Origin of the sequence: Haladaptatus pallidirubidus (genome assembly GCF_020700235.1) — an archaeon.
Taxonomy (GTDB): domain Archaea; phylum Halobacteriota; class Halobacteria; order Halobacteriales; family Haladaptataceae; genus Haladaptatus; species Haladaptatus pallidirubidus.
Genome location: NZ_CP085306.1, coordinates 57,724 through 81,239 on the forward strand (window position 1 = coordinate 57,724; position 23,516 = coordinate 81,239).

21 protein-coding genes and 1 pseudogene are annotated in these 23,516 nt (G+C 51.1%); 13 read left to right on the forward strand and 9 right to left on the reverse strand.

All coding sequences use genetic code 11. The features are described 5' to 3' along the window. Positions 1–218: 218 nt before the first annotated feature. From LIX15_RS29460 to LIX15_RS29485, 6 genes are all read left to right on the forward strand, one after another. Positions 219–1,019 carry a ZIP family metal transporter gene (locus LIX15_RS29460; RefSeq protein WP_227778545.1) on the forward strand — a complete coding sequence of 267 codons (801 nt, stop codon included), beginning with the start codon at positions 219–221 and terminating at the stop codon, positions 1,017–1,019. A 44-nt stretch (positions 1,020–1,063) separates the two neighbouring features. Then, on the forward strand, positions 1,064–1,483 hold the full coding sequence (locus tag LIX15_RS29465; protein WP_425556823.1) for a DUF7475 family protein: 420 nt from the start codon (positions 1,064–1,066) through the stop codon (positions 1,481–1,483). 87 nt (positions 1,484–1,570) lie between these two features. After that, a complete protein-coding gene (locus LIX15_RS29470) occupies positions 1,571–2,701 on the forward strand; it encodes a VIT1/CCC1 transporter family protein (RefSeq protein WP_227778547.1) in 1,131 nt (376 codons plus the stop codon). 199 nt (positions 2,702–2,900) lie between these two features. Beyond that, positions 2,901–3,668: an SDR family oxidoreductase gene (locus tag LIX15_RS29475; protein ID WP_227778548.1), complete on the forward strand. Its 768-nt coding sequence runs from the start codon at positions 2,901–2,903 to the stop codon at positions 3,666–3,668. A 123-nt stretch (positions 3,669–3,791) separates the two neighbouring features. Further along, positions 3,792–3,974: a hypothetical protein gene (locus LIX15_RS29480; RefSeq protein WP_227778549.1), complete on the forward strand. Its 183-nt coding sequence runs from the start codon at positions 3,792–3,794 to the stop codon at positions 3,972–3,974. A 183-nt stretch (positions 3,975–4,157) separates the two neighbouring features. Then, positions 4,158–4,376: a hypothetical protein gene (locus LIX15_RS29485; protein WP_227778550.1), complete on the forward strand. Its 219-nt coding sequence runs from the start codon at positions 4,158–4,160 to the stop codon at positions 4,374–4,376. 497 nt (positions 4,377–4,873) lie between these two features. Here LIX15_RS29485 and LIX15_RS29490 read toward each other — a convergent pair whose 3' ends face one another. Together LIX15_RS29490 and LIX15_RS29495 are read right to left on the reverse strand one after the other, a co-directional pair. Beyond that, on the reverse strand, positions 4,874–6,703 hold the full coding sequence (locus LIX15_RS29490; protein ID WP_227778551.1) for an L-aspartate oxidase: 1,830 nt from the start codon (positions 6,701–6,703) through the stop codon (positions 4,874–4,876). A gap of 137 nt (positions 6,704–6,840) precedes the next feature. Continuing rightward, a complete protein-coding gene (locus tag LIX15_RS29495; RefSeq protein ID WP_227778552.1) occupies positions 6,841–7,557 on the reverse strand; it encodes a helix-turn-helix domain-containing protein in 717 nt (238 codons plus the stop codon). A gap of 708 nt (positions 7,558–8,265) precedes the next feature. On the opposite strand from LIX15_RS29495, the gene LIX15_RS29500 reads away from it, so the two are divergent. Further along, positions 8,266–8,898, forward strand: a complete 633-nt coding sequence (locus LIX15_RS29500; RefSeq protein ID WP_227778553.1) for an ECF transporter S component — start codon at positions 8,266–8,268, stop codon at positions 8,896–8,898. Between the two features lie 311 nt (positions 8,899–9,209). Here LIX15_RS29500 and LIX15_RS29505 read toward each other — a convergent pair whose 3' ends face one another. From LIX15_RS29505 to LIX15_RS29520, 4 genes are all read right to left on the reverse strand, one after another. Then, positions 9,210–10,010, reverse strand: coding sequence for an IclR family transcriptional regulator (locus tag LIX15_RS29505; protein WP_227778554.1), 801 nt, complete (start codon positions 10,008–10,010; stop codon positions 9,210–9,212). Between the two features lie 168 nt (positions 10,011–10,178). Beyond that, a complete protein-coding gene (locus LIX15_RS29510) occupies positions 10,179–10,640 on the reverse strand; it encodes a nucleoside 2-deoxyribosyltransferase (protein WP_227778555.1) in 462 nt (153 codons plus the stop codon). Positions 10,641–10,729: 89 nt separating this feature from the next. After that, positions 10,730–11,161 (reverse strand): nucleoside 2-deoxyribosyltransferase, encoded by a 432-nt coding sequence (locus LIX15_RS29515; RefSeq protein WP_227778556.1) that lies wholly within the window; start codon positions 11,159–11,161, stop codon positions 10,730–10,732. Positions 11,162–11,281: 120 nt separating this feature from the next. Further along, on the reverse strand, positions 11,282–12,337 hold the full coding sequence (locus tag LIX15_RS29520; protein ID WP_227778557.1) for a mannonate dehydratase: 1,056 nt from the start codon (positions 12,335–12,337) through the stop codon (positions 11,282–11,284). Between the two features lie 1,933 nt (positions 12,338–14,270). Here LIX15_RS29520 and LIX15_RS29525 point away from each other — a divergent pair. The 3 genes from LIX15_RS29525 to LIX15_RS29535 all read left to right on the forward strand — a co-directional run bounded on the left by LIX15_RS29525 (position 14,271) and on the right by LIX15_RS29535 (position 18,512). Next, the gene (locus LIX15_RS29525) at positions 14,271–15,026 is read left to right on the forward strand and encodes an IclR family transcriptional regulator (RefSeq protein WP_227778558.1); all 756 of its coding nucleotides are present in this window, start codon (positions 14,271–14,273) and stop codon (positions 15,024–15,026) included. Positions 15,027–15,485: 459 nt separating this feature from the next. Beyond that, entirely contained in the window at positions 15,486–16,325 is an 840-nt protein-coding gene (locus LIX15_RS29530) for an LLM class flavin-dependent oxidoreductase (RefSeq protein WP_227778559.1), read from the forward strand. Between the two features lie 18 nt (positions 16,326–16,343). Then, positions 16,344–18,512, forward strand: coding sequence for an oxidoreductase (locus LIX15_RS29535; protein WP_227778560.1), 2,169 nt, complete (start codon positions 16,344–16,346; stop codon positions 18,510–18,512). Between the two features lie 246 nt (positions 18,513–18,758). On the opposite strand, the pseudogene LIX15_RS29540 reads toward LIX15_RS29535, so the two are convergent. Then, positions 18,759–18,977: pseudogene (locus LIX15_RS29540) on the reverse strand (acetyl-CoA C-acyltransferase); the annotation flags it as partial. A 29-nt stretch (positions 18,978–19,006) separates the two neighbouring features. Here LIX15_RS29540 and LIX15_RS29545 point away from each other — a divergent pair. Then, entirely contained in the window at positions 19,007–19,237 is a 231-nt protein-coding gene (locus tag LIX15_RS29545; RefSeq protein WP_227778561.1) for a hypothetical protein, read from the forward strand. 64 nt (positions 19,238–19,301) lie between these two features. Here LIX15_RS29545 and LIX15_RS29550 read toward each other — a convergent pair whose 3' ends face one another. Together LIX15_RS29550 and LIX15_RS29555 are read right to left on the reverse strand one after the other, a co-directional pair. Beyond that, positions 19,302–20,291 carry an alpha-ketoacid dehydrogenase subunit beta gene (locus tag LIX15_RS29550; protein WP_227778562.1) on the reverse strand — a complete coding sequence of 330 codons (990 nt, stop codon included), beginning with the start codon at positions 20,289–20,291 and terminating at the stop codon, positions 19,302–19,304. Positions 20,292–20,295: 4 nt separating this feature from the next. Continuing rightward, positions 20,296–21,462 carry a thiamine pyrophosphate-dependent enzyme gene (locus tag LIX15_RS29555; protein WP_227778563.1) on the reverse strand — a complete coding sequence of 389 codons (1,167 nt, stop codon included), beginning with the start codon at positions 21,460–21,462 and terminating at the stop codon, positions 20,296–20,298. 375 nt (positions 21,463–21,837) lie between these two features. Between LIX15_RS29555 and LIX15_RS29560 the strand changes: the two genes are divergently transcribed. After that, positions 21,838–22,674 carry an ABC transporter permease gene (locus LIX15_RS29560; RefSeq protein ID WP_227778564.1) on the forward strand — a complete coding sequence of 279 codons (837 nt, stop codon included), beginning with the start codon at positions 21,838–21,840 and terminating at the stop codon, positions 22,672–22,674. After that, positions 22,671–23,465, forward strand: a complete 795-nt coding sequence (locus LIX15_RS29565) for an ABC transporter permease (RefSeq protein WP_227778565.1) — start codon at positions 22,671–22,673, stop codon at positions 23,463–23,465. The genes LIX15_RS29560 and LIX15_RS29565 overlap by 4 nt, the downstream gene beginning before the upstream one ends. Positions 23,466–23,516 lie beyond the last annotated feature (51 nt).

A 23,516-nucleotide genomic window follows, 5' to 3' on the forward strand; every position in this document is an offset into this window, starting at 1 on the left:
GAATTGATGTCGAGGCAACCAACTGCTGGTGGGTCGTGCTTCGTAGCGCCCGCTGTCACCCCGGCGAGAGGAAACACGAGAACAGTAACTCTTCCGTGTCAGGCCCAGCGACACAGCACCTCTCAGTTCGTGAAGGGGACTGCTGTTTACTGCCGAAAATAGGAACGGTGGACAAGATTTGAATACGTGTCGCGTGTACTACTATCTCCTTCTACCCGATGGCACCAACAGAAGCAGTCGTATTTGTTTTCTTCGCCGCCCTCCTGACGGATTTAGCTGCTGGACTTGGTGCTGTACCGTTTTTCTTCGTGGAGGATGTCAGCGATCGGGCGTACGTGACGTTATGGGGCTTCGCTGCCGGAATCATGCTGTCGGCGTCCATCTTTGGTCTTCTCCCTGAGGCGGTAGATCAAGGGCAACTCGTTGAGGTTGCCAGTGGTGTAGTCGTCGGCGCGCTGCTCGTATTCGGGGCGAGCCGTCTTCTTGGCGAATACAAGTTTCATCCTCAAACTATCTCAGAGGCAGATTTCCGTCGGTTGGTGCTCATCGTCGGAACGCTCACCGTCCACAGTTTTCCCGAGGGGGTTGCGGTCGGCGTCTCGTTCGCCGATTTGAATCTTGGGATGGGCGAATCGATTCTTGGGTTCAGTGTTCCTATTCTCGCTATTTTTGTCACAACGGCGATTGCTCTTCAGAACATTCCTGAAGGACTGGCGGTTGCGATTCCGCTCAAGACCCAGGGCATTTCGAATTGGAAACTCGTCGCGTGGGCAGTGTTTTCGAGTGTGCCGCAGCCGCTCGCGGCGATCGTTGCGTTCTATTTCGTTCAAATTGCTCGTCGCACGCTCTCATTTGGGCTCGCGTTTGCCGCTGGAGCAATGCTGTTTCTCGTTGCATATGAACTACTGCCCGAAGCACGGACTCGTGGTCAAAATCTCCCAGGACAGGGACACCGAGAAATTGTAGTTGGATTCACAATCGGAATCACACTTATGTCGCCCCTCCTCATCGTTGGATGATTCAACCTGTTACGTAGGTCGTTTCGAGTCCAGATGACTCTTCGATAGTCGGCCAATACGGCTATTTTTGTCGGGATTGTGAACCGTCTGTAACCACTGAATCAGGTAGCCAAGTTCGACAGCAACCAGCGCTTACGAGCCTTGACTATGTCGGGATTGTTCTCGTGATTCTCACCGGCGCGATTCATATCTATGAAGATATTGAAGATATTAATGAAGGTATCATTGGAATACTCTTCATCTTGGCTGGACTCGGCTTCTTTGGTGCACTTGTACTGCTCTATCTCGGCGTAAATCAACCACTGCTGTACGGTGATGGGATCATTTACACAGGCATTCAGTTCATTGCGTATTTCGTCCTCCGATGGCCCGATATCATTGATCCCCTCGGACTCTTCGACAAAGCAGTCCAAGCACTGCTCATCCTCATCCTCGTGATTCTCTATCTGCAGAAACGGTCGTAACTCACCGTTCTGGAAAGCTACCTACGCGAGATTCGAGCCAGTAGTTCACCCCCCGATTGATTAGATTGGTCGTTGACGAAGTGTTCTATGGCGTTCGACAACTCAGTGGATCGCTATCAAGCGAATCGCCAAGCCGAGATCGACAGTAGTACCATCTATCGAGCCATTGCGGAGGCAGAATCACGGGCAGAATTAGCAGAGGTATATCGTCGCTTAGCAACCACTGAAGAAGAGCATGCACACTTCTGGGAGACACAACTGCAAGAAGCAGGTGTCCAACCAGGCGATCGCCATCCGAGTTGGCGAGCACGAACATTAAGTTGGCTTGCACAACGATTTGGGCCAGCAGTCGTCCTTCCAATCGTCACGGCGAGTGAACGAACTGATAGCCGTGACTATGCGACACAACCGGAAGCGAAAGATACGGATCTTCCACGCCATGAGCAATCACATGCACGGCTCCTTGACGAGATCGAGATGACCACGAGTGGAGGGCTCGAAGGAGGCGTGCTGGCACAATTGGAAGGCCGTCACCGCTCTGCAAGTGGCAATGCACTCCGTGCAGCAGTGCTTGGCGCAAACGACGGTCTGGTCTCGAATCTCAGTCTCGTCATGGGTGTTGCTGGTGCTGCCCTCTCTGCGTCTTCGATCCTCATTACTGGCCTAGCAGGACTTCTTGCTGGTGCTGGCTCGATGGCCATGGGCGAATGGCTCTCCGTCCAGAGTTCACGAGAATTATACCAGCGCCAAATCACGATTGAGGCTGAGGAGCTGGCGGCAGTGCCAGAAGAGGAAGAACAGGAACTGGCACTCATCTATCAGGCGAAAGGCCTCCCGCAAGAACAAGCTGAACAACTCGCAGCACAGCTCGTCGCCAATCAGGAGGAGGCACTTGATACACTGGCGCGTGAAGAGCTCGGCATTAATCCCGAGGAGCTTGGTGGATCAGCGTGGGAAGCTGCAGGCGCTTCCTTCATTCTCTTTGCATTCGGAGCAATTGTCCCTGTCCTCCCGTTCTTTTTCCTCACAGGGATACCTGCGGTTGGTGGAAGTCTCGTCCTCAGCGCAGGAGCACTATTTCTCATTGGAGCGGGAATTACGCTCCTTACTGGCCGAAGTCTTTTGTACTCCGGCTTCCGACAGGTGATCATTGGACTTGCTGCGGCTGGGTTAACCTATTGGGTTGGAAGTTTGATTGGCGTGGCGATTGCTGGGTAAGAGTACAACTCTGCACCGACTATGATTCGTGCGGGGAAGAGATACCACCGACGCTATGTGATCTATTCTGCCCCTCGTAACCTGCTACCGTAACAAGATTTCCCGGTTCTGACGAGAATACTAAGAGCGACACTCCGCACACTGTCTTCCTCGTGTTCGCAACCGTCATGGTGACCGACGCCATGGTGTACGCTTAATCATGTCGAACCTTCTCGATGATCGCACTGCGATCGTAACTGGTGGGTCGAGTGGTATCGGGCGAGGGATTGCACGCACGTTCGCAGAGCACGGCGCAAATGTTGTCGTTGCAGACGTCCGGGAATCACCTCGGGAGGGCGGAACACCAACGCACAAATTACTCACGAACGAAACGGATGTCGATGCAGCATTCGTCGAGTGCGACGTAACAGACATCGATACCCTCGAAACGACAGTCAGGAAGGCCGACGAGCTTGGTGGGGTGGACGTCCTCGTGAACAACGCTGGCATTTTCAGGATGGAAGAGTTCTTCGACGTGACGCCCGAGGAGTACGATGAGTTGATGAACATCAACGTCAAGGGCATGTTCTTCGGAGCGCAGGTTGCTGGCGAACAAATGGTCGAACGAGGCGGCGGCACCATCATCAATATATCTAGTGTTGCTGGCTTCATCGGCAATGGAGGGTACACCACGTACTGCGTATCGAAGGGAGCCGTTCGCCTATTGACGTACGCACTCGCTCACCGACTCGGTCCGGACGGCATCCGCGTCAATGCGATCCACCCAGGCGGTGTCGAAACGGCGATGATGGAAGATGCGGATCTCGGACCCGATGCATTAGAGCAGTTCGTTCAGGCGATTCCAACGCGGCGTATCGGACAACCGTCTGATATCGCGGGAGCAGCGGTTTTCCTGGCGAGCGATCTCGCGTCGTACGTGAACGGTGAATCACTCATTGTCGACGGTGGATACACGAATACGGGCTGAAATCAGCACTAGATATTCGTATCGACCCGACTCGAGATGTGATGGCGGGAGTATAGCTTCACTGTCGTTCGATGCTACTAGTCGAAAGGAATTACCGGGGAAACCAGCGTACAAAACCACTCAATGAGCTACGGGGTGACGATGTTGACGTCGTTGGTGGGAAGTGCGGATCTCGGCGAACTCGTCACGCTTGACGTCCCGATACTGCCGGGCTTTACAGCGACAGCGTACGGCCAGTATCTGACGACGATGGGACTCACCGGATCCATCTCCCGGCAATTGGACGAAGCACATGGCTGTAGTTGAAAACACAACCGACAACGGGATGCTCGATACCTTCCCCACAGTGGTCGACGAAGACGAAATTGGTGAGATTATGTAGCAGAAATCGGCTTCATGCTGAATAGAGAGCGCGTATCAGTCACAGGAGGAGACGAGGGGTGTTCGATATTGAAAAGGAACTTAACGATGTCAGCCATCTATCGGAATATGACTACTGAGAACCGCTCGGGATTGTTGTTCAGCCTTCGACGGGCGGTTTTCACGTTTGGCCTCGCATTTTTCGTCATTCTCTCTGATATGCTGGTTATCCATCTAGGCGGAGTCACGACCTTGCATGGGCTTATCGAGCAGACTATTATCCTCGGCTTGGGCCTCTACTTCGCTTACACTGGTATTGCGATATTTGGAACCGAAATTCGGTTTTGAGTGTGCAGTTCACACTACGATTATTACACGGATCGATTCGGGGGTACCGGGTGTATGCACTTCCGCTTAGAAACGAAGGCGGAAGTAACCCACACACCACTACTTCCAGTGTGATCTCCCGATTTAGTCCCTCTATCCCTCATTATCAGCACTTTCCAATTCTATAAATCACATGATGCGATATAAAATGTTATCTCCTGAAGTCACACAGTTTCGGAGAATGACCAGTATTGGCGATTTCAGGGAAATAATGAATCAAATCTGCCAATACAGTGGGTTCAGAGTCAATTAGCGGACAAAATCTCACAGGCGCGAGATATTAGTAGGAAATTCTCTCTCCTCAAATAGCGTTGCCACTCACAAAGGGTGACCGAGTGGGTGTAGAGAGCTAGTCAGGCGAAATCAGTGTTGAACAAGCTCAACACACTCACCAGCTGTGAGAACTAACGAAACTGTTGAAAAGCAAAAGAGAAAAGAACCGCGACAGCAGTGTTCGGCTACTCTAGAAGGTGGTACTCCAGTTCATACCCTTCGTCGATTGCCGACTCGATTTCCGGAGTGGGTCGAGCCACGTCCCGATGCCACAACGCTGGGCCAGTGTCCGTTTGAGTGTAAAGGATGTTCTGTCGCCACGATTCGTGCGTCTCCGGGAAATCGGAACGGAAGTGCGCCCCACGAGACTCCTCCCGCTTCAGCGCACCGCGGAGAACCCCCTCTGTGACGGTGAGCATGAACGAAAGGTCGACAGCGAGTTCGAAGTCGTCGCTCGTAAGACCGCCTTCGATACGGAGCGAAGTCGTTCGGTCCCGGATTTCACGGATCGTCTCAAATCCGCTCCAGAGCGTTTCCGCATCACGAATAATTCCAGCGTGTTCGTCCATAACGCCACGGAGGTCGGCGATGAGGGCAGAAGGGGAAACATCACCGTCAGTGTCAGTGCACGCTACGAGTGAGTGCATTACTCGCTCGGCGTGCGCCCGAACCTTGTTCGGCATTGTCGGCATCTCAGCATCGAGGTCTACAATGTGTTCTCCGACGACTTTACCCATGACGACGGTTTCGGCGAGAGAGTTTCCACCGAGCCGATTCGCACCGTGAACCCCGGCTGTCGTTTCCCCGACAGCGTAGAGTCGGTCAACGGCCGTTCGGCCGGTCGTCCAGTCGATATCGACGCCGCCCATCGAATAATGTGCGGTCGGAGCCACCTCGATGGGCTGTTTGCTGATATCGACGCCGAGACGCTGGAACCGTTCGTACATCCGGGGAAGGCGTTCGCGGATGAACGCCGCGTCTCGGTGGCTGATATCGAGGTACACGCCGCCGTTGTCCGTACCTCGCCCCTCGCTGATTTCGGTTGCGATGGCGCGAGCCACAACGTCGCGGGCATCTAATTCGAGCTGGTTCGGTGAGTAACGTTCCATGAATCGCTCGCCGTCACTGTTGTACAGCCGACCACCCTCACCGCGGACGGCTTCTGTAACGAGTCGACCGTCCCATTCGTCGCTGTACCTATCACCGACCATCCCCGTGGGATGAAACTGCACAAACTCCAAATCGAGGAGGTTCGCACCGGCCCGGTACGCGAGTGCAGGACCGTCGGCCGTGTTCTCGTCGTCGCGCGACGAGTGACGACCGTAGAGCGCCGAGTACCCGCCTGCCGCGAGAACCACGTGAGCCGCCTCGAAGAGAATAAATTTCGCAGTCTCCAAATTGACCGCAACGGCGCCGTACACCCGGTTGTCATCGGCGAGCAACTCGGTCACAAGGACGTTTTCGCGGTAGGGAATGTTTAGCGACTTTGCTCGTTTGATGAGGGTGTCGAGGAGTGCTTCTCCGGTTCGGTCACCGACGAACGCGGTTCGTCGAAACGATTGCGCGCCGAAGTACCGCTGGTTGATGCGGCCATCGTCGGTTCGGTCGAATGGAGTTCCCCATCGAGCGAGTTCGTGCAGGCGGTCGGGCATCGCCTTCGTGACCGTCTCCACGGCCATGGGGTCGTTAACGAAGTGGCCTTCCTTCAGCGTATCCGCGGCATGTATCCGCCAATCGTCGTCGGAGTCGAGATTGCCAAGGGCGGCGTTGATTCCACCGGCAGCCCACGTCGTATGTGCGTCGCCGTGGTCGCGCTTACCGATGACGAGCGTTTCCATACCGTTCTCAGTCAGCTCAATGGCAGTTCGTGCACCGGCCGCACCGGCGCCGATAACTAACACCGGAACCGAGACGTACTCGTAATCGATACTCCGAGAGGCCTGTGAACGATTCACCTCATCGGCTGCGCTGGACGGATTCCGGTTGAATAGTGGATTCGGTTGGTTGTGGGACATCGGCATATCAACGAAGAAGTCGGAACGCTATGAGGCAGGTACCTCACAGTAACGGGTGTCTCGCAATGCAGATGAAGCCGAAGAGCTGCTTCGGAGGGAGGGCGAAAATTGGCGTTTGTGAGGACTAGGATTGCCGGTCAGTGGAATTCGATTCCGGTCAATAGTTCCCGTTCGGCTTTGCGAAGATGTTCGAGAAACGTTGTTCGAGAGATTCCGAACTCGTCTGCGAGGTCTTGTGCGGTGACATTCCTCGGATAGTCGTAGTAGCCGCGAGTCCGGGCGAGTTGAAACGCTTCTCGTTGCCGAGGAGATAACCCATCGCTCGGCAAATCTTGCATCCCGCTCGGCGTGTGAGAAGTCGTGAATCGTTCGATAGTGATATCAGCATCGTAGGCATCCTCGATGTCTTCGAGTGCTTGATACACCCTGTCTCGGTCAGAGATGGTGAGGAGCGTTCGGCGTTCCCGGCCATTCTCGTGCTGTGACGGTCCGTAGTGCATGAAACCGCGAGAGGTGAAAGCGGCTCGCGTACCCGGCGCGGGATCAAACTCGACCAAGATATCCTGTGTGATAGAACCGAACGTTCTCGAATCGGGAGCGGCCGTCGGTGACAGGATAATCACTGCTTCGGTGAGGTCGGTGTCGTCCACGGCGTCGATGAGTTCCGCGACGGCGTCTCGGGAGTCACCGTATACTCGGTACAGCCTGAAGCGGTCAGCGATGTCGGCTTCACGAATCGTCATCTCGTACCCCAATAGACCAGCATCGACCTTCTGTGTCACGTGGAGTGTCCAACAGTCCGGGTGCCACATATCTACGGTGAGATAGATGAGTTCGGTATCCGTCGAGGGCATAGTTTCACGTTCGGCTGGAAGCGGCTAACCATTGTCGTTATTAAATTATTTTCTGATATTTATGATAGGCAATCAACAACCGAGTGACCGAACCAAGAGGTTTCGTCCAGCGAACATTCACCGCGCTACGCAAGTTTTCTTGTGGTTGAAACACCAAAAGTACACTCGGTTACGAGGTGCGTCACTGTGAGCGACTGAACAGGGCTCACGCAATAAATTGCATGAAACGAGTATGGGCAGGATGCAATCCCAGAGAGCCGTCTCCTAGCGTCTCGATCTAAAGTTCAAGATCGGTAAGTTCATCACTGAAGTCCGTGCGTTCACGGGATGCTTGCGAAGTTTGAGGGCAGCGACAAATGCGTCGGTCAATCGGCGGCTATGCCGTTCCATTGGGTCGTTTTACCAAGGAATTATCAGCAACGATGATGGCTTTTTCTGTACACTACTCACAGATTCGATTTTCAGAACACTCACTAGTAACCTCAGGACAGTTGTGCATCGATTTTAGAGGGCAGGTAGTTCGTCAATCTTGAGTATGGGAATGTGATCACTACAACTTACTACATCTCGGTAAAGACCATATATCAAATGTACTGATTAGTGAAAGACAGTAAGGTGATAGGTATGAACATATGTAGGCACCATATTCAATATAGAACAACAATCGGTAATTTTAATAATCAAAGGTGGATTTACACAGTGTGGTAGATGATGCCAGACAGCACTAGCAAGCAGAGTGGAGTTTTTGGATCTGTTAAAAAACAAGTCAATTCAGATTTTTCATCAACAGTAACATGGGTACTAATTCCAATTGGAATTGGGCTCAATGCTATGGGTGATTTCATTGCGAATACACTGAAGTTACCACTGTTTCTCGATAATATCGGAACTGTCCTCCTGGCTATTCTCGTTGGTCCCTGGGCAGCAGCTCTTACAGGTGGACTAAGTAATCTTATCAGCGGGATGATTGGGAACCCCGTTCAAATGGCGTTTGTGCTTACACCAATTGCAATGGGTTTAGTTGCCGGCTACCTCGCACGATACGGATGGTTCGAAAACACAAAAAAGGTGATTGTCCCAGGCATTCTTCTAGGCCTTACCTCTGTAATCTTTTCAGTACCAGTTGTAGTCATGGTATTTGGAGGAGTCACGGGTGCAGGGATGAGTCTCATAACTAGTCTCTTTGTGGCATCTGGCCTAAATATCGTGATGAGTGCTCTCATTTCACAATTAATTGTTGACCTCATCGACAAAACGATCATGGCATATGCGGCATATTTCATCGCCCAGTCCGTTCCCAAGCGATACCTTCCGAAGCAGGGCCAGGAGGTCATGTCGTAAGATCACCGATCTTCGTATATATTTCGACTCACACCAATTCGAACGAAAATACCAATTTACAAAACCAAAATCATTGCTTTTTATCATGGTACCTAGACATAATATTGAGAATATACATTTCTAAGCATTGTTATGAGCAAGTCAATTGTGAATTATCTCTATTGGTAGTCCCGTGATCGATTTAGCGCCTGTAGAACCAACAGCAGATATAGCTATTTGGAGGCGCTAAGCTCCCATCCCTAAGGATCGAACATAGTTGGCCATGAGCGAATAAGGTGGGGCGGTTCACTTGTAGTGGTCGTCTTCATTCGCTATACATAATTCGGCATGTTTCCACGCCGTTCCGCCATATTGATATTCATCTCAATGACTGTCGCAGTATTAACTACTTTTTCAGGAATTATAGTTCGGAACTGCTCATCTTTCATCCGGCTAATAGGGCCGGATACACTTACGGCCCCAAGAATAGTTCCTCTACTGTCGCAAATTGGAGCACCAACCGCGCGCATCCGTTCAACCTCCTCCTCATCGTTGAATGCAAAACCGCGGTCACGAATCCTTTCTAACGTTTCAAAAAGCTCGTCACGGTTGGTGATAGTATGTTTCGTTCGTTCTGGAAGGCCATAATAATCGATGATTTCTTCTATTCTATAGTCAGGTAGATGCGCTAAAATAACTTTCCCCGTTGCGGTATAATGTAAACAATCTGGTTTTTGGAGTTTTGCGCGCTGATACTTGCTTCCAACGGCGTTCTCTCCTTGCACTTTGTGAAGTTTTTGACTAAGTCCATGTTGTTCGGTCGAGAGGTGAGCATATTCCCCTGTTTCTTCAGCTAACCGATCAACTTCGGTCTTCGCGTTTTCGTAGAGTATATTATTATTCCGTAAATACTCACCGATGACCAAAAATTTAAAACTCAACATATACTCTCCATCTTGATTTGTAACATATTGGTGCTCTTGGAGGGTCATAAGGTGGTTGTGTACTGTCGCTTTTGAAACGTCAAGAGCCTCTGCAAGTTCCGTTACTGTTCCTCCATCGAAGCTCTCAAGCGCCTCAATGATTTGTATAGTCGTTTCGACCGCACCAACCGGATTTTTAGCTCGTTTCATTAGCATCTATTGTCTATCGCACACTAAAATAATTTGTTCACTATTGGTGAACAGGTCTTATACCGTTATACCCGTTTCCCGACCATTTATTAGAATCGAAGAACATTGCTATCTGTCGAGTGATAGCGGTATCGAAAAATGAATTGATATCGAATGCGTTTGAGTAGGTTATTTTTGATTCGAAACGAGGCGTGACGCATATTCATTAACAGCATCAACGAGTTCCGCCGGTGTATCGACGATTTCATCGAGAACCCCAAATACCATTGCGTTGTAGGGTTCGTCTATCGCAAAAACACGACGATCTGTTTTGAGCCCAATAACGGGGATATCGTGTTCATAAGCGATTGCAGCTTCAATAACTGTTCCTTCGGACGGGACACGTCCATCTAGTGTTGCGGTTACAATGTCGGCCTCAAGAACACCTTGGCGATCGATTTCGAATATTTCCTGAAGTACGTCCTCAGTTGTGACATCTTCTTGATCCATGACCTCTAGTTCGCCAATGTCGCCTACATCGCGTTGGGGAAGAAATACGTCGTATCCTTCTGCTTCCAATGCGCTGCATGTCCGTTCATTGAACTCACGCTCAGCTTGATTGAACAGAGGGCCTGCAAAGTAGATTTGCATCGTTATTGATAATGAGTATCATACTCATAAATGTTTGCATTGGATTATCGTATCATCTATGCATAGAGATGTTATTAATGTGTTATAGATTATTCATATTTTCTGACGATGGAAACAAGTTCCTCAGGTGTTTCGACTTTCTCATTAAACAGACCATAAATCATTGCGTTATATTCTTCACGGAATCCAAAGGTTCGCCGATCAGTCTTGAGTGCAATCACAGGAATATCATGGTCATAAGCGAACGCCATCTCGACACAGACTCCTTCTGATGGAACACGCCCATCAAGTGTCGCTGTAACGATGTCCGCATCAAGGACGTTCCGCCGATCTAATTCGAATATTTCTTGCATCGCATCCTCAGCGCCCTTTTCTTTGGAGAGGATGTCGCTTTCTAAGCCGTCACGTTGCGGTAAAAAGACATCATGTCCATCCTCCTCTAACATTTTACAGACACGTTCGTTGAAGTCTAATTCAGCCTGTGTAAACAGGGGCGCTGCGAAGTATACGCTTAGAGACATCAACTATAAAATTCGAGAGCTAGATAATAAATATTCGGGAAAGAGGCAATATAGATGATTACAATATCCGTTACTCACAGCCAAAGAGTAGGAATATCCACTTGCATAGCTAGTACGGCGTTAATCGTGTGTTTGTTCATTAACTCCTTTGAGCAAACCCTTCAAATAGCCTACCGTGAATGTTCTGCCACTTATGCTTCCAAACTCCCACTCAGTATCACCTTCCAGTGCAGGGACGTGATCTGGAGTCATCACACCGGAAAATCCGATTTCTTTAAGTGTTTTTGCTACTTCGTACTCGTTGAAGTTGCTTGAATTATCGTCAATAAATGTCTCGTGGAACGATGGGACAGTACCGACGACGTCACGGAAGTGGACATAAATAATATTGTCTCCACCAAAGTGGCGAAGTACTTCTACAACATCCTCTCCCATTTCAGACCAGCAGCCAAGACAGAACTTGAGACCATGGTTCTCACTGGGAACGAGATCAAGGGCGCGTTTAAAGTTCTCGAAATTCCGGAATAAAAGCGGAACACCACCGAGGCGTTCAACTGGTGGGTCACTAGGATGAACACCGAGGGTAACACCGGCCGATTCCGCCACCGGAATCACCTCTTGGAGGTACTCCTCGTATGCATCCCAAATTTCTGCCTCATCGTATTCACGGTCATACAGAAGAGTTTCACTATCAATATCGTCTATGGAGAATGCTGATGCTTCAGCCCCACCACGTACTTCCACCGTCCGAGATGTGCGAACAGCCCCGTCTGGCGGATGACCGCTGTATCCAAGCACCGGAACGCCTGCTTTACCCATGTTTCGGATAGTCGTCTTGATCGCTTCGGTTTTTTCCTCTCGATCACCGTCACCAAGGAGGATCTCGTAGAGTGGTATCGGCATCTTTTCAAATGCAAAAAGGCGAAGACCATGTGATTGGATTTTCTCTTGGATTTCACGAATTTCGTCCACAGTCCACGCCCGACCCATCGGCATCGATGATTCGAAACCGGGATGTCGATGAGGTGTGAGCAGCACGTCCTCAACACCAAGTTGTTTCATTAGGCGTAATACTTCATCAGTTAGCGGTTGATAGGAACCCATTGCGACCCGCATTTGAAGCTCATCAAATTCTTCTATTGTCTCAGCTGCGCTTGCAGTATTCTGCTCAGACATCAATTACACAGTTGTGAAGATGCTATTTAATTATTGCTACCCCCTTAACGAGCATACGCTGTTTTTTGGATTCACTGACGAACCAAATCGTCGAAGCACTTCTGTGACCATTTGAGCGATTGTTGAACAAGCTCTGGCGTCCCAAAAACTGTCCATTGAGAATAATAATTTATTTATGATGATAATGATATGCAGTAAACTGGCCACCTCTTTGTAACCGATAAATACTCGATCAATAGCCAAAATTAGTTATACTAAACAGAGGCTAGAAAAACTAAGCGACAACAAACCCGGCCGAGAAGTATGACAGTAGTATATTTCAATAGATATTGTTGTAGTGCTTCATCGTGTCGTTCAGCAAATCCCGTCATAGTGGAAATTAAGCACCTTTATAACTAGATTCATTATTACTAAACAACTTCCTGCTTCGTTTCCATAGGCACTCAGAATAACCAATTCCGCCTTTTTATCCTAATATTAGATTAATACAAAGTACCTTAGCCACTATCAATCAATGTAACGAAATGAACAGATAGAGTATTTAGCGATGCTAAACGTTTTAATCAATATTCCATTACAGTACTAACGTTGTAATTCAACCAGTGATAATGATAGTTCTGGCTTGAAGGTCCTAATATATCCAGTTGTAGAAACTAGTAGAGCTAGACAGCAGTCGAAATTCTTGGGCGCTACGTCTGATGCGGATCTACATTTACAATACGTATAATTGTCATTTTACATATAAAGCGATTGTATTGGGGGGACTCCTCGACCTTCTGAGCCGAGCGGCAAACATGATTGTAGTGAACTTCAACTATCGATAGCCCCATCATTTGGGACTCGTTGGGTTGCAGTTCTGTTGACTGACAAAGCGACGTCACCGCGAAAATTATCACACGCTCGATTTGATGACATTCAGCTCAGCTCATGTGCCGCATCACCGGTGGTGTCTCACGTTTGGTCTCCGGAGTCAAGTCTATTATCCCTCCGACAAGTTTTATTACAACTCTGGATATGTAACGCACCCTCAACTCACAGCGTGTTCCTCCCGCAAATCAGCGAGCTTTGTATTTCGATCGTCAACGCTCCAGCGGAGGCTATGAAAGAATACAGCTCTCGGTGGGAGATCGAGAGCGAGGATGGGTGAGGAGCAATATCGCACTTGTGTGACAAAGTTATTTGTCTCCAAGGCTGGAAAGACGAGTATAGATTTTGTCGACATTAACGTCTGTAAGAGCCTCCAGACCGAACTGCACGTGGAGAAGGTAGAAATTGTGGTAGTCGGGAATAGCAGTGTATAGACTGAAAAGTGGGAACGACCCATTTTGCCCGTTACAACTCTATTTTTGTAATAACAATAGCTGGCACAAGATTATCTGGCGACATTGAATCTAAGGATTACAAAGCCCACTTATGATGGTTGATCCGTGAAATAGAGCCCAGTGCCTGTTTGCAGGTAAAAGTGGACTTCTGATATTAATACCTTGATTGTCGTTCGAACATCGTGTCGGTAGCTTACTCACTAAAGGTGGTAATGACCCAGCAACCGATTAGGTGCACCGCTGGAATTATAGAATCGGTTCTACAAGGTTCATCCTGTTACCCAAATATCCCGGATCAGTCATACAACGTTATTACCATTTATCTGTCGATTTAGAAGATCCATTTCAACGATACTAAAATTCAACAATTGAATTTTTTGGTAGCATCTCTTTATGTTCAATGGTATGGCTGTTTTCGATAGATTTGGTTTATCTCTTCGCCTACAATCCAACTCAAATCGGTATCACTCCCCCTCGCAAGTATTATAAATGCATGGTATTTCCGACGATGCTGAAGGGAGCTTCAAGAGAGAGGAGTGTGTTATCAAATGGCAATTATTAAGTTGAGGGGCACTCATAACAGAGATAACAACAACAGAGGGAAAGCAACAATGAATTACGAAGTCAAAGCCGGAACGAAGCTTTTCAGCATCGTTGGAATGGTTCAGAAATTGGATGATCCAACACTGACCGAAATCGCAACCGAACTCGAATTACCAACGAGCACGACTCATAATTATCTGCAGACTTTGAAAGAGAACGGATATGTCGTAGACAACGATGGCCATTACAAATTGAGTCTCAAGTTTCTCGACCATGGCGTTCATGCGAAGCGGAAGTTAGAGATCTTCCGATACCTCCCACCCGTACTCCAGCAGCTCGCAAAAGATACGAACGAAGCAGCGTGGTTTATGGTCGAAGAGCGGGGACACGTTGTAGGTATAGAAAAAGCATTGGGTGATCGAGCAGTCCAGACAACCGGTCGTATAGGGCGTCACACACGTTTACATTATCACGCACCTGGGAAGGCTATCCTTTCCGCACTCCCGACGGAACGAGTCGAGGAGATCATCGAACACCATGGACTAACACAACCTACAGAGAACACGATTACCGAGTTCGACGAACTCCTCACTGAACTCGAAGAAATCGAAGAACGCGGGGTCGCGTTTGATATCGGGGAGGCTGTACCAGGAATACGGAGTATCGCTGCTCCCGTTATTTGTACTGGTGAGGTTCACGGCGCCGTTGCACTCGTCGGGCCGAAAAACCGGTTAAAGGGAGAGCGCTTCTCCGAGGAACTCCCGGACCTCGTCTCTGGCGCTGCCAATGAACTCGAACTCCGGTTGCAATACGACACAATTTGAACTCGGGCTTCCTTTCTTATCCACTCGCTCACGATTGATACCATTCGTCCCTTACGTGTGTACCAATCATCGTAGAAATTCCATCAGATTTTCTAGCTCTACCAGTGAATCGGCTGAATTCTTCGTAGTCAGCCCCAAGTCGGTTCATATCTTGAATGCAGAAATCTCAGTAAGGTCTCAACCGAATATCAGCCTGTGGATATCATGAGTACCCTCGGAGGCACTGACTACGCGTACTCCGAAAGCACCGAGATTAATCCTGGTGAAGGACTAACATTCATGACAGCGACCAATAAAACAGTGATACAAAGGCTCATGACTTCAGCCGTGAGAGGAAGTCCGGCTCGGACGATGGGGAATGCGTACATAGTTGTCTGATGTTCTTCGGGGAAAACACTAAATGGACCATAGCAGAATGCTATGTTGATAATGCAGGTAGGTATTGGACTCCCCAACACATTGACAGATTCGGACGCCGATTTGACGTTAGAGTGGGCCCGACGAGCGGAGGCGGGGCCATTCACGAGCTTAGGTGTCTTTGATCGGGTAACATACGACAGTCTCGACCCGATGGGCGTGCTCGCAGTATGCGCTGGTGCGACCGAGGACATTCGACTAGCGACATCAATTGTCGCTGGACCACTTCGGAGTACGGCGATGCTCGCAAAGAAGGCAGCGACACTCGATGTCCTCTCGGATGGGCGCCTAACCCTTGGCCTTGCACTCGGTGCGCGAAAGGATGATTATGAGGCCGTTGGTGCCGACTATCGAGGTCGCGGTGGTCGATTCACAAAACAACTCGACCAACTCCGAGAGTACTGGGAAGGAGACGAAATCGGCCCATCACCAGTTCAGGAGGGTGGTCCAGAACTGCTCATCGGCGGATCGAGTGACCCAACGTTCAAGCGCGTCGGACGTTACGGCGACGGATACATCCACGGCGGCGGGCCGCCGCGGGCGTTTGCCAAGGACGCTGAGAAGGCACGGAGCGCTTGGAACGAGACGGGGCGTCCCGAAAATCCGACTCTTTGGGGGCACGGCTACTTCGCTCTCGGCGACGACGAGACAATCGAGCGAGGACGGGAGTACCTTCTCGACTACTACGAGTTCACAGGGCCGTTCGCTGAACGCATCGCCGAAGGGCTGTTAACCACCCCACAAGAGGTCGTTCAGTTTGTCCGTGGGTACGAGGAAGAAGGCTGTGACGAACTTATCTTGTTCCCGACGGTTGCGGAAAGTGAGCAATACGAGCGACTCGAAGAGATAATCGAGAATGAATGGTCGAATGCATGGCTCTAAGTGAAATGAGGTAATAATATGGATATCAATGTCATCGGTGGTGGCCCGGGAGGACTGTATTCGAGTATTCTGTTAAAAAAGGCCAATCCTGACTGGGATATCACCGTCTACGAACGCGATCCCGCTGACAATACGTACGGCTGGGGTATCGTCTTCTCCGGAAGTACGCTCAGCGCATTACGCGAGGCCGATTACAAGACTCACCAAGAGATAACCGATCGGTTCGCGCGTTGGGATCCTATCGACATCCACTATCAAAGGGAACACATCCGATGTGGTGGCCATAGATTTGCGGGGCTGATGCGATCGGATCTGAAGGATATACTCCGTGAGCGCGCCAATGAACTTGGTGTCGAGATGCACTGGAATCACAACGTTGAAGCCCCTGAACAGTATGCTGATGAAACAGATCTCCTCATCGGCGCGGACGGCCTCAAGAGTGTCACCCGCGATGCGTGGGAAGACCAATTCAAACCGAGAGTCAGAATGGGTAATGCCAAGTTCGCCTGGTTCGGTACGGAAAAACCGTTCGACGTCTTCACGTTCATCTTCCGAGAAAATGAACATGGGTTCTGGCGCGTTCACGCCTATCCTGGCCGAAAGAGCACGTTTATCGTCGAGTGTACGGAAGCAACATGGGCGAATGCGGGTCTCGACGAGAAAGATGAAGCGGAAGCCCACGCCTATTTTGAGGAGTTGTTTGCTGACCACTTAGAAAGTTACAGCCTCGAGTCAAAGTTGTATACTTGGCGAAACTTCCCTATTGTGAAGAATCGGACATGGTCTCATGAGAACGTCGTCCTCATTGGCGATGCTGCCCACACAGCACACTTTTCAATCGGCGCAGGAACAAAGATGGCGATGGAGGACGCAATCGCCCTCTATGAAGGATTCGAGGAGCATGATGGCGACGTACAAGGCGCGATGAACTGGTACGAGAAGGAGCGCCGCCCTAGGATCGATGCGATTCAGAAGGCATCGAAACAGAGTCGCCTCTATTTCGAGAACACCGAGCGCTATACTGACCTCGACCCAGAACAATTCGCGTTCAATCTTCTGACTCGAAGTGGAAAAATCTCTTACGACGAACTGAAAATCCGCGATAGCCAGTACACCGATGACTACGATCGGTGGTACGCAGAACACGCAGATGGAAGCGATGAGCGTCAGGCAGTGGCAGCGCCACCGATGTTCCAACCACTCACATTCAGAGACGTGTCGCTTCCCAATCGCGCTGTGTTTGCGCCGAGTCCAAGCTCTGTCGGATCAACCGGCCAGCCCACAAATGAGCAGCTCGAACGCCTGGCTGACCTCGGCACAAACGGTGCAGGACTGGTCATCACCGAGCCCGTCGCTGTCTCAGAGAACGGTCGAATCAGTCCTGGGACGCCTGGACTCTATGCCGACGACCACTGCGACGCCTGGACCGACCCCGTCAACCGTATTCATCAATCTGCATCGACGGTAGTTGGAATCGAACTGTTCCATGCTGGCCAGCGGGGAGCAAAACAACCACGGTCGCACGGTCTCGATCGACCGTTGCCTGAGTCGGAGGCATGGGAGCTCCTATCAGCATCTGCAACGCCGTACACTCCACGGAGCCAGACGCCAAAGCCGATGAGCGAAGACGATCTCGACCGTGTTCGGGAAAAGTTCGTCGCAGCAGCCAATCGCGCTGACGCAGCTGGGTTCGACCTGTTGCAGCTGAATATGGCTCACGGATACTTGTTGTCGAGTTTCCTTTCGCCGCTCACTAATGAGCGAGACGACGAATACGGTGGCAGCCCTGAAAACCGCCTTCGATACCCACTTGAGGTGTTCGATGCTGTGCGAGCAGTGTGGCCCGACGAGAAACCGATAGCGGTGAAAATGCCAGCGACGGACTATCGTCCGAAGGGGTTCAACCTTGGAGATGCGTTCGAAGTTGGCAGTAAGCTCGAAGAGCATGGTTGCGATCTGTTGACGATTGTTGCCGGTCAAACCACGTCGAATGACCGGCCCAGGTTCGACACAAATGTCCTTGCACGCTACAGCGAGCAAATTAAAAACAAACTCAACGTCCCGACGATGTCGACCAACTACATCACCTCCACTGACGGCGTCAATACGCAGGTCGGCAGCGCTACCAGCGACCTCTGTCAGTGGTATCCAGACGACGTTGACGTAAATTCACTCGAATCGAATTGACATCCTCCAGCCCTAACGGGCGTGATTTTAGACAGACACAGGAAGTCTCCACCTACTGCGCTCGAGCCTTTCCGGCCATTACTTCTTGAAGTAGGGTAGTCCACCCTCAAATTCCCATGATCGACGACAGACTACCGGCCAATCAGAACGCACTCTACATTGAGTGAGACAATGACCAAAACAAGACGGCTACTTGGAACCTCGTCTCGATGAGCCTACGGATTCTGCCTCTGTTCGCGGTGGCTGTCACCCCCTCGTGAACTCGATGGCGACACCCTGCCCATAACCAACACATTCGGTCGCAAGGCCACGGTCGACGCCACGGCGTTGCATCTCGTGGACGAGCGTCACGGGGAGGCGGGCACCAGACGCTCCGAGTGGGTGGCCGATGGCGATGGCGCCACCGTTTACGTTGAACGCGTCATCGTCAACACCTAACTCGCGCTGGCAATATAGTGTCTTAGTTTGACACAGCCCCACTGGAGGTCGTCAACGTGGTCACCGGTCAAGCCGGTTTTGGCGAGCATCTCATCGATAAGCGGAATCGAGAGCTCTTCACTGCGAACGTCGGCGTAGACGCCATCTTGCTTTCCTGGGGTGTTCGGTACGCCCGTACGATGACCGGTTCCATTTCTCGATTTGTGACGTTATCTCCTGAGACTGAAGGCGAGTACGTTCGATCAATACAGACCGATCGAATGGCCGCTGGTCAGGCGTCGATATGAGCAAGTTGATAAATAAAGTGGCCCAAGACACTCGACTTCTTCTCCCTACAAAGAACTACTCGGCCTAGACGCCACCCTTAACGTCGAGTGCGCGTTTGATGCCTTCCTCGATACGTGGCGGGTTAGGAAGGTAGTAATCCTCCATCGCCAGCATCGGAATCGGCGTGTCGAACCCAGTGATACGCTGGATGGGACTTTCCAGATGCATTAGGGCGTCTTCATTGATGCTTGCGATGAGTTCGCCCGCGAACCCTCCGGATTTCGGCCCTTCGTGGACGACCGTTGCCTTTCCTGTCTTCTTAATCGAATCGATGATAGTATCGCGGTCGAGCGGTGACAGCGTGCGAATGTCTATGACTTCGATAGAAACGTTACGCTCCTCTTCGACGTTCATGGCTGCTTCAATGGTATCGTTCATCGTTGAGCCCCAAGAGATGACAGAGATGTCCTCTCCTTCCTTGCGCACTTTCGCCTTGCCCAGCGGAACAGTATACTTTTCCTCGGGTACTTGTTCACGGAACGTGCGGTACAACCGCTTGGGTTCGAGGAAGAGGACGGGATCGGGATTCTCGATGGCACTCTGGAGCAGCCCTTTCGTATCGTACGGCGTACTCGGGATAACCACCTGGAGGCCTGGCACGTGCGAGTAGGCGGCCTCGAGACTCTCGGAGTGATGTTCGAGCGCCCGGACGCCGCCACCATACGGTGTTCGGATGACCATGGGTGCGCTGTGTTGCCCTCGCGTACGCCATCGGATGCGACTGGCGTTCGAAACCAGTTGATTGAACGTCGGCGGGATAAATCCAGAGAACTGTATCTCAACAACTGGCCGGTAGCCTTGCATTGCGAGCCCGACAGCGGTTCCGGCGATGGCAATCTCCGTAATCGGCGTATCAAGGACACGTTCGTTTCCGAATTCCTCTTTGAGGCCTTGCGTCGAGCGGAATACACCCCCGCTCTCAGCGACGTCCTCCCCGTATACGATGACTCGATCATCGTTGGCCATGGCTGTGTGGAGCGAGTCATTGATGGCTTCAACAAGTGTAAGGTTCATTTCATCACCTCTTGGGCCGCTCCTCAATATAGTTGTAAGCATCTGGACGCTCATCGAGGAACGCTTCGAACCTCTCCTGTTGTCGTTTCAGTTCTGGGGGCATCTCGTCATACAGGTGGCGGAAGATCTCTTCGACGCCACCGGGATCGTAAGCGTCGGCGGCTGCCTTCGCTTCGTCGAATTTCTCGTTCATCTCGTCGCGGATGGCCTCCTCGTCGATAGCGTCCCAAATGCCTTCTCCCTTGAGGAACTCTCGATAGCGGCTGAGCGGTTCGCGTTGCTCCCACCAAGCAACCTCCTCGTCGTCGCGATAGAGCGTCGGATCGTCGTTAGTGGTGTGCGCATCCAGTCTATACGTCACCGACTCAACGATGGTGGGATTACCTTCCTTGACGTGCTCACGGGCAGACGTGACGGCATCGTATATGGCGAGAACGTCGTTGCCGTCGACACGGATGCCGTCGAGGCCCCAAGCAACGCCTTTCTGTGCGATCGTCTTGGCACCCGTCTGTTGCTCGAAAGAGGCTGAAATAGAATAGCCGTTGTTCTGGCAGTAGAATAGCACCGGCGCGTCGACCACGCTGGCGAAGTTGATTCCGGCCTGGTACTCTCCGGTACTGGGGTGACCATCACCATGGTACACTGTAGCGATGGCGTCCTCGCCTGAAAGACGCAATCCCCATGCGTAACCGACACTGATCGGGATATGTGTCCCAATGGCAATAGCTGGAGGAAAAGTTCGGTTCTCCTTTTGCATGTTCGCATCTTCGACGCCCCGCCAGTAGAGCAGAAGGTCTCGCAAGGGCATTCCTTGTATGAGCATGGCTGTCGCCTCTCGACCATACGGGAACAACCAGTCTTTCTCCTCAAGCGCGTATGCACAGCCAACGATGCTGGCTTCTTGGCCACGACCGGAGGCGTAGGTACCCATTTCACCGCGGCGCTGCAGTTTGACCATTCGAACATCGACTATTTGCTGGAGAATCATCCAGCGAAACAGGTCGATGAGTTTCTCTTCCGAGATATCTGGTACTTGTTCAGGATCATAATTACCGTCTTCGTCAACGATCTGATAGCGTGGCGGCATCTCCTTAGGTTCGCTAATCGTACACTCGGCGATTGAGGAATTCGCCGGTCCCAACTGAGATGGTTGGTCATTGTATTTGTTCACAACTGTCACCCATTGTTATGAGTAGTATTCCATAGTACCCTCTTGATAGTTGGGGTCGTCGAACTATCGTTATCCGTGTTCTGTACAGTAGTTCGTGGCCTTGTTCGCGCTGACTGGTTATTGCTCCGACCGATTTACATTGGATCAGTGACGCAATCCGCGACACCAGACATGGAAAATTCACGGCAGAAACTTTTTATCCTGACGACGGGATTAGATTCTATAGTATGACTGTTCATCTCTACCAAGCCCGATCAAGTCAACCAGACTGCTCGGTCGCCAACTTTCTCCGGATGAGTCCTACGATGAATCAGTATCCATCCGTGAGCGTCCACGTCGGGAATCTAGGCTGAGGTAAGGAGAACTGGCACACCTATGCAAACACAAGAAAATCAACCGAATCAAGCATGGTGGACGAAAGCGACCCTCAAACAACTGTACGTACGCTCTAACGCGCTTCAGTCGATCAGTAAGCTGATTCCAATTGCCGTCCTTCTGCTTTTTTGGGAGGTGTTATCCGGGACGGCCGTACCCGCAGCGGTACTGCCGCCGTTCTCGGAGGTGAGTCCTGAAATCATTACGCTCGGAACCTCGGGGGACATCTATGACCACCTGTATGATACGCTATTCCGCGGGCTTGCCGGATTATTTGTTGCCATCGCCATCGCAGTGCCGCTAGGGATGGCGATGGGACGTAGTGAGTGGGTTGCGCGCAACCTCAACCCAATAATCAGTCTTACATATCCCCTGCCGAAGTCACCACTTATTCCACTGGTCGTCTTCTGGCTTGGGATGGGTCACCTCTCGCGAATCACACTGGCCGTTATTGGAGGGTTGCTGCCGATACTCATTAGCTCGTATAATGGTGCGGAAAACATCCAAGAGGAACTATTGTGGGTTTCCCAGTCGTTCGGATTGAGCAGCATTGAAGAAACGTACAAGGTAATGATTCCCGCCGCCCTTCCGACGGTGCTGACGGGCGTCCGAATCGGCATGATATTCTCGTTCATTATCGTCATTTCCTCGGAGATGATCATGGCGAACTCCGGTCTCGGAGTGATGGTCGTCCAGTTTGGGCAGTACGGCCAGTACCCAAAAGTATTCGCGACAGTATTCTGGATCGCCCTCCTCGTTGCTGGTTTAGATCGGCTGTATCTCCTGATATCTAGTTATCTCCTGCGCTGGAGCGACCAGGAGGTGAGCGGTCTATGACGGACGGTGCCACTAGCGATACCAAAAGTCGGTGGGCGTTGGGCCATCTCGATAATCTCTGGCTGTACATCCGCCCGATTATCGCGCTGTTCGTCCTTTGGCAAGTCATTAGCCTTTTTGGGCTTATCCCAGAGCAGGCACTTCCCGCTCCACTGTCCGTCTGGGACTCCATGGTCGAACTCGTAAATTCCGGCAGTCTCTTATCCATCGTCAAGATAACTATTGTCCGTGTCTTGCTCGCGTTCAGTATCGCAGTCTTCGTCGGATTCAGTATTGGCATGCTTATGTCCCAGAGTAGGATCGTTGAATGGTTCTTTGACCCGATAATCTCGGTGGCGTTTCCGATTCCGAAGGTCACGCTCGTGCCGATCTACGTCCTCTGGTTCGGTTTCGGAACTGTCTCAACTGTCGCGCTCGCAGCCACATCAGCGCTGTTCCCGGTCGCGATTAGTACATACGACGGAACAAAAAGCGTCGACCGAGAGATCATCTGGTCAGCGCAGTCGATGGGGTTGTCACGCTTGGAGACGAGTCTCAAAGTGATCGTACCAGCAGCACTGCCGGACATCCTCAACGGCGTCCAAATCTCGCTGTTCCTCTCGTTCGTCGTCGTGGTTGTCGCCGAGATGGTGACATCAGGGAGCGGGCTTGGACGCGTGCTCGTTGAATCAGTCCGCTTTTTCGACACCCCGCAAGCAGTTGCAGCGGTTATCATCATCGCCTTTTTTGGCTTGCTATTCGACAAACTATTTCGACTCGTTCGTGCCCGGTTCCTCTGGTGGGCCGAGTAACTGCCACGAGCGAAGTTTTTTAGCGTAGGATTGTATACCTGGTATCAGACC

Coding starts and splice junctions, on each gene's coding strand:
- LIX15_RS29460 (WP_227778545.1), top strand. CDS start 219: ATGGCACCAACAGAAGCAGTCGTATTTGTTTTCTTCGCCGCCCTCCTG.
- LIX15_RS29470 (WP_227778547.1), top strand. CDS start 1,571: ATGGCGTTCGACAACTCAGTGGATCGCTATCAAGCGAATCGCCAAGCC.
- LIX15_RS29475 (WP_227778548.1), top strand. CDS start 2,901: ATGTCGAACCTTCTCGATGATCGCACTGCGATCGTAACTGGTGGGTCG.
- LIX15_RS29480 (WP_227778549.1), top strand. CDS start 3,792: ATGAGCTACGGGGTGACGATGTTGACGTCGTTGGTGGGAAGTGCGGAT.
- LIX15_RS29485 (WP_227778550.1), top strand. CDS start 4,158: ATGACTACTGAGAACCGCTCGGGATTGTTGTTCAGCCTTCGACGGGCG.
- LIX15_RS29490 (WP_227778551.1), bottom strand. CDS start 6,703: ATGTCCCACAACCAACCGAATCCACTATTCAACCGGAATCCGTCCAGC.
- LIX15_RS29495 (WP_227778552.1), bottom strand. CDS start 7,557: ATGCCCTCGACGGATACCGAACTCATCTATCTCACCGTAGATATGTGG.
- LIX15_RS29500 (WP_227778553.1), top strand. CDS start 8,266: ATGATGCCAGACAGCACTAGCAAGCAGAGTGGAGTTTTTGGATCTGTT.
- LIX15_RS29505 (WP_227778554.1), bottom strand. CDS start 10,010: ATGAAACGAGCTAAAAATCCGGTTGGTGCGGTCGAAACGACTATACAA.
- LIX15_RS29510 (WP_227778555.1), bottom strand. CDS start 10,640: ATGCAAATCTACTTTGCAGGCCCTCTGTTCAATCAAGCTGAGCGTGAG.
- LIX15_RS29515 (WP_227778556.1), bottom strand. CDS start 11,161: ATGTCTCTAAGCGTATACTTCGCAGCGCCCCTGTTTACACAGGCTGAA.
- LIX15_RS29520 (WP_227778557.1), bottom strand. CDS start 12,337: ATGTCTGAGCAGAATACTGCAAGCGCAGCTGAGACAATAGAAGAATTT.
- LIX15_RS29525 (WP_227778558.1), top strand. CDS start 14,271: ATGAATTACGAAGTCAAAGCCGGAACGAAGCTTTTCAGCATCGTTGGA.
- LIX15_RS29535 (WP_227778560.1), top strand. CDS start 16,344: ATGGATATCAATGTCATCGGTGGTGGCCCGGGAGGACTGTATTCGAGT.
- LIX15_RS29550 (WP_227778562.1), bottom strand. CDS start 20,291: ATGAACCTTACACTTGTTGAAGCCATCAATGACTCGCTCCACACAGCC.
- LIX15_RS29560 (WP_227778564.1), top strand. CDS start 21,838: ATGCAAACACAAGAAAATCAACCGAATCAAGCATGGTGGACGAAAGCG.
- LIX15_RS29565 (WP_227778565.1), top strand. CDS start 22,671: ATGACGGACGGTGCCACTAGCGATACCAAAAGTCGGTGGGCGTTGGGC.